The 6,131-nt window shown below is 62.4% G+C and carries 1 protein-coding gene and 5 pseudogenes; 3 read left to right on the top strand and 3 right to left on the bottom strand.

The window, feature by feature from the left end; translation table 11 throughout:
- Window positions 1-117: 117 nt before the first annotated feature.
- Window positions 118-1,488 (bottom strand): annotated as a pseudogene (locus tag AC0L30_RS42125) (IS30 family transposase).
- 43 nt (window positions 1,489-1,531) lie between these two features.
- Between AC0L30_RS42125 and AC0L30_RS42120 the strand changes: the two are divergent.
- A pseudogene (locus AC0L30_RS42120) lies at window positions 1,532-1,834 on the top strand (integrase core domain-containing protein); the annotation flags it as partial.
- 176 nt (window positions 1,835-2,010) lie between these two features.
- Here the strand turns inward: AC0L30_RS42120 and AC0L30_RS42115 are convergent.
- Window positions 2,011-3,133: pseudogene (locus tag AC0L30_RS42115) on the bottom strand (IS3 family transposase).
- Between the two features lie 260 nt (window positions 3,134-3,393).
- Here AC0L30_RS42115 and AC0L30_RS42110 point away from each other — a divergent pair.
- The gene (locus tag AC0L30_RS42110) at window positions 3,394-4,368 is read left to right on the top strand and encodes an AAA family ATPase (protein ID WP_473406718.1); all 975 of its coding nucleotides are present in this window, start codon (window positions 3,394-3,396) and stop codon (window positions 4,366-4,368) included.
- Window positions 4,369-4,706: 338 nt separating this feature from the next.
- Window positions 4,707-5,651 (top strand): annotated as a pseudogene (locus AC0L30_RS42105) (DEAD/DEAH box helicase); the annotation flags it as partial.
- Between the two features lie 246 nt (window positions 5,652-5,897).
- Here the strand turns inward: AC0L30_RS42105 and AC0L30_RS42100 are convergent.
- Window positions 5,898-6,131, bottom strand: a pseudogene (locus tag AC0L30_RS42100) (transposase); the annotation flags it as partial.

The raw sequence follows: 6,131 nt of genomic DNA, 5'->3' as shown, positions 1-6,131 counted from the left end.
CGCTGGAGCAGGCCCTGCACGATCGCCGACCGGTCCACCGCGGCGGGCTCGTGCATCATAGCGATAGGGGTAGCCAAGGCGGATTCAAACGATCGTCGCAACAGCGATCTTGTTCACTCATGATAGCCAGTCGTCAAGCGCCTCCGCCGGCGTTTTCCATCCCAGCGTCTTTCTCGGTCGGGCGTTGAGGACGGCAGCAACGGCGGTGATGCATGGACGCTATGGACGCTGAGGTCAGTGCCTTTCGGGAAGTACTGACGCAGCAGCCCGTTGGTGTTCTCGTTAGTTCCGCGCTGCCATGGACTTTGCGGATCGCAGAAGTAGACCTGAACGCCTGCATCGATCTTGAGACGATCGTGCTGGGCCATTTCGGCGCCTTGGTCCCAGGTCAGCGAACGCCGCAGTTCTTGTGGCAAGGTGATGATGGTGCGAGTAATCGCGTCCCGTACGGCTTCAGCGCCGTGTCCCGCGAGCGCAGGCCCGTTCTTAATGCGCGGAGCTTCGCCGTGCCCCATGAGGCGGGGAAGATGCAGCAGCATCGTGAACCGGGTTGTACGCTCGACCAGCGTACCAATCGCTGAGCTGCCAAGACCAAGGATGAGGTCCCTCTCAGTGTCCCGGCACTGCTCGATCGGTTGCTTCGGCGGGACGTTGACTGATCATGACCTCCGGCGAGACAAAGCCCTTGCCTCGCCTTTTTACGCGTGCTCTGGGCACTCTTAGCACGCGCCCCGTTCGCAAGCAGGCCGTCAGTTCGCGGCGTAGCGTTCCCCGGCCTTGAACGAAGAGAGCCTGATAGATGGCTTCGTGGCTGATGCGCATCGTGTTGTCGTCCGGGAAGTCGATCGGCAAGCGTCGGGCAATCTGCTCCGGGCTCCAGGCCTTGGCCCATCGCCGATCTCTTCGCGGGCCATGCCGGCGACCGTTCCACGGAACGACCGGACCGGGAAGGGAAGCGCCGCTCGGTGCCACGACGACGCCGGCAAGTCTCTCCTCCACATAAGCGCGCAAGGTTTTGTTGAGCGCAAGTTTGGTCAGTTTGGGCCGACATGCCGATCGGTCTGCATGCCACTGGGCAGTCGTCGCACGATGCTCCAACCCGCCGCTTCTGGTAGCTGCATTGCGTCGCAGTTCACGGGAGATTGTCGAGGCGGACCGAGCGAGGCGGCGCCCGATTTCTTGCATGGAGTGGCCCTGCACCTTGAGAAGTGCGATCTCCTCGCGCTCGGCAAACGACAGGTACCGCCCGGAGAGCGGCTTTGCCGAGGATCTGAACATTGCTGGTGGCATGCCGCCCGCCTTTCGGAACAATCTGTATCCGACAGGCTGCGATACTCCGGCTTCAAGCGCGGCTTCTTCACTGCTTAGCCCCGCGGCAATCCCCCGCCAAAATCTGCTCTGTTCATCACGCCCCGCAACTTGCGGCCGCCCCGGCGATGGCATTGGCGCTCGTCCAGATCGTGCCGATCTCCGTCCTCCAATACTCATCGCAACCTCCAATGTGCGAGTGTTGCGACGACCGTTTGAATCCGCCCAATACGTCTCTATCAAGTACACCGAGCGCTTGGCTGAAGCTGGCGTCGAGCCTTCCGTTGGTAGTGTCGGAGATTCCTATGACAACGCTCTCGCCGAAACCATCAACGGCCTCTACAAGGCCGAGGTGATCCATCGGCGCGGGCCATGGCGCAGCTTCGAGGCCGTCGAGTTCGCGACCCTGGAATGGGTGGACTGGTTCAACAACCGACGGCTCCTGGAGCCCATCGGCAACATCCCGCCAGCCGAAGCCGAGCAACGCTACTACGCCATGCTGGAACAACCGGCCATGGCGGCATAACTTAACCAAATAGCCTCCGGCAAACCCGGGGCGGTTCACCCCGGTTGTTTGGACAGCGCCCCGCTGGATTTAAGTGGATTCCTGCCGGGTTATGCTGAACGCGGGGCTTTACGATTTTGTCGTTGCGTCGGGAGGGCGTAGCCCGACCAGAGCGACGACAAAATCGTCGGCGAGGGTCATGCGGCCATCACCATAGCTTTCGTGCCGAAGTAAGCCTCGTCGGGCGTGCGCCCGTCAAGGCTCGAGTGAGGGCGTCCCTGATTGTAGAAGGCCAGATACTTGGCAATTGACGCTCGCGCCTCGGACACGCTGTCGTAGGCGCGGAGATAAACTTCTTCGTATTTGACCGTGCGCCAGAGCCGCTCGACAAACACGTTTTCGCGCCAGGCGCCCTTGCCGTCCATGCTGATGGCGATCTTCGCGTCCAGCAGCACATCGGTGAACTCGAGGCTGGTGAACTGGCTGCCCTGGTCCGTGTTGAAAATCTCGGGCCTGCCGTGTTTCGCCAACGCCTCCTGGACCGCTTCGACGCAGAAGGCCGCCTCCATTGTGATCGATGGGCCAGGACCCGTCGGCTGAACACATCGACGACCGCCGCGAGATAGACGAAGCCACGCCGCATCGGAATGTAGGTGATGTCCATTGCCCACGCATGGTCGGGCCGCTCGATCTTCAATCTGCGCAACAGGTACGGGTAGATCTTGTGACCCGGTGCCGGCTTGCTCGTGTTCGGGCGACGATAGACCGCCTCGATCCCCATGCGCTTCATCAGCGTCGCGATGTGGCGGCGACCAGCGTATACGCCCTCCCGCCGCAGCAACGATCGCAGCATACGCGCTCCCGCGAAGGGATAATCGAGATGCAGCTCATCGAGCCGACGCATCAAGGCAAGGTCCTCGGCCGAAACTGGCCGAGGTTCATAGTAGACCGTGCTGCGAGCCAGCTTCAGGACCTTCGCCTGGCGCACGATAGAAAGATCATGACCGCGGTCGATCATTGCTTTGCGCTCAGCAGGCCCGCCTTGGTGAGCGCGCCGGACAAAAAATCGTTTTCCAACGCCAGCTCGCCGATCTTGGCATGTAACGCCTTCAAATCGACCGGCGTCTCGGCCGATGTCTTGTCATGCCCAAACACGCCGGCGGCGCCCTCCAGGAGCTGGTTTTTCCAGATCGTGATCTGGTTCGGATGAACATCAAACAGTTGCGCCAGCTCCGCCAGCGTCTTGTCGCCTTTGACCGCAGCCAAAGCAACCTTCGCCTTGAATGCCGGAGAATGCGTCCGGCGGCTCTTCTTCGTCATCTTCGCTCCTGATTCGCGGCAAGAATCCTCGCCGCTGTCAGGCAGAAAATCCACTCAAGCTACTGTCCGAATTTGCCGGGCCAGCTCTAGGCAACGGGGCGGGGACGATACCGGGCGTGGGGGATTCTTTAGAAAGGACCGTCCGACAGCCATTTGCCTTGTTTAAATCGGGTAGTAACCCCATCGTGAAACGCTGCATTTGCGGTTATGATTCGTGGAGCAGGAGAAAGTAAAGCACAGCCATGGCCCGTGGGGAGTTGATGAAAACATTGCTCGCCAGCTACGGTCGGGACGATGAGTTCCGCGCTGTGGCGGAGCAAATCATCGACGAAGAGGAAAAGAAGAACAATCGCGTGCTGGCGCGTAGCCTGCGCAAGACCCTTGGGGCCGGCCCGAGCCGCCCAAGCGGTCCGAAGGCGCTCGCGCCCCTGCTTCCGTTCCCTGAAGCGGCCGCCGACTTCATCGGGCGGATCGAACCGCGGCACACGCGCAATGATATCGTGCTCGGAGCGACGAACGTTCGGGTGCTGCTTGGCCTCGTCAAAGAGTTTCGCCGCGCCGAGGACATCCGGCGGCACGGGCTAAAAGTTCGCTCCAAGCTCCTGTTCTGCGGCCCGCCGGGATGCGGCAAGACGCTGTGCGCGGAGATTTTTGCAGCCGAACTCGGACTGCCGCTGTTCCTCGTCAAACTCGATCGGCTGATCTCGTCCTACCTCGGCGACACGGCCGGCAACGTTCGCAAGATTTTTGAGTTCGCCCGCAAGCAGCCCTGCGTTCTGTTCTTTGACGAGTTCGACGCGCTGGCGCGCTCGCGCGACGACAGCAGCGAGCACAATGAGCTGCGCCGGGTCGTCAACAGCCTGCTGCTGTTCATCGACCACATTCAGCCGAAAGGTTTCCTGATCGCCGCGACCAACCTCGATCAATCACTCGATCCAGTGGTCTGGCGGCGCTTCGACGAGGTCGTCTGGTTCGACAAGCCGGATCGCGCAATGATCGGCCGATTCCTGCGGCTCAAATTCAAGAACGTCGCCACCGCCTTCGATCCGCTGCAGCATGCGGCGGCTCTGGAGGGCTATTCCTATGCCGAGATCGAGCGCGTCTGCACCAAAAAGGCGGTCAAGACAATGATCATTGATCGCCGCAAGCAGGTGCAGGCGCGCGACTTCAATCACGCCTTGGAAGACGAGGCGCGCCGCCGGGCAGGACAGTCTCGCCTCGCGCCGCCGAGCTAGGCGCGCCGTGGCCCGATACGATCACCTCCAACTCGTTCGGCTTCCGGAGCAATTCCAGCGCCGCAAGCACGGCGGCGGCGGCCCACCGCCGGCGCGCGATCGCGACCAGCACACCGCCAAGCTGCGCGACGAGCTCGACGCCGCGACGCAGGAGCAAAGGCGGCGCCGCAAGCCCGAATTTGTCGACCCCTCCCTAATCCTGCGCGTGCAGATGACGGGCGCCCTGCTTGAGGAAGAGTGGGAGCGGCTGGGGCTCACGGTGCTATCAAGCGACGCGGACCGCACGCTGGTGCTATTCGCCTCGAGTGAAGACATGCGGGATTTCCGCGCCCGGCTCGATGCCTATCAGGGCGGCCCGCCCCCCGGGCAGAAGCACGCCCCCTACATCAACTTCGTTTCCGGGATCGAAAGCATTGGATCGGTCGAGCCCCGCGACCGGATCGGTCCACGCTTGCGGGAAGAAGGATTCGCGGACGTCGATGACTTCGTCGCGCAGACATCTTATCTGGTCGACATCGAGCTTTTTCCTGAATATCGCGCTTTCCTCGCCGCGCCTGCTCAACCAGCTCGGTCTAGTCGTGCTGGACGAAGGGCAGTTCATCACGGATCCCACGCGCGGCATCACCGTCGAACTGATCTTCGCACTGCTGCTCCGCGCGCGACAACGAGGCATCGATCCCCAATTGGTGGTCCTGTCCGCGGTCATCGGCAACCTCAACAGTTTCGACCGCTGGCTCGATCTACCGTTGCTGACCTCGCGCGACCGTCCCGTTCCGCTGATCGAGGGCGTGCTCGATCGGCGCGGCACGTTCCAGTTCGTCGATGTCGACGGCACGACGAAGACCGAGATCTTGATCCCGCCCGGCCACATCGTCCAACGCCGCGACAAGCCAAGTTCGCAGGACGTGATCGTGCCTCTAGCCAGGCAGTTGGTCGCCAAAGGCGAGAAGATCATCGTCTTCCGAAACGCGCGTGGTCCGGCACAAGGATGTGCGCGCTATCTGTCGAAGGAACTGCGTCTCCAGCCCGCTACCGACGTCCTCTCCGCGTTGCCGACGCAGGATTTGACGGCTGCGTCGCAGGATTTGCGCAATTGCCTCGCAGGAGGCACCGCTTTCCACAATACGAATCTGCTGCGCGCCCAACGCGAAGCCGTGGAGCGTGGATACCGCGCCTTGAACGGGCAGATCCACGTGCTCGCCGCCACCACCACGCTCGCCGCCGGCATCAACAGCCCGGCCTCGACGGTCATTCTCGCGGAGAACGAGTTCGTCGGCGAGGACGGCCGCCCCTTCACGATCGCCGAGTACAAGAACATGGCCGGCCGCGCGGGACGGCTCGGCTACAACGAGATCGGGAAGGCGATCATCCTCGCGGACACCCCGGTCGAGCGGGCGCAGCTATTCCAGAAATACGTGCTCGGCAGACCTGAAGAGGTCACTTCTTCGTTCCAGCAGCGCGACCTTCCGACCTGGATCCTCCGGGTGCTCAGCCAAGTCCGCGGCGTACGCGCCGAAGAAATCCCGGGCGTCGAGGCCTTCGAGGATGCTGGCCGCTACGCCGGGCCATTGCTGGTCGATGCGATGCGCGAGATTGCGGATCAATTTTTCAGCCTTGTCGGCGTCATCGAGCTCCCAGGCCTGGCGCAGCACCCGGCGGGTGGCCGCATGATGCTCTTTCGGCAGCCGTTCCATGATGTTGCGCGCCTTGTGGATCTGGCAGCGCTGGATCGCAGCGGCCGAACCGAAGGTGCGGCGGATCGC

It is taken from the genome of Bradyrhizobium sp. MI1.11 (genome assembly GCF_055811255.1).
The sequence above is the reverse complement of the archived record's forward strand: the minus strand, read 5'-3'. Positions and strand labels throughout refer to the sequence as shown.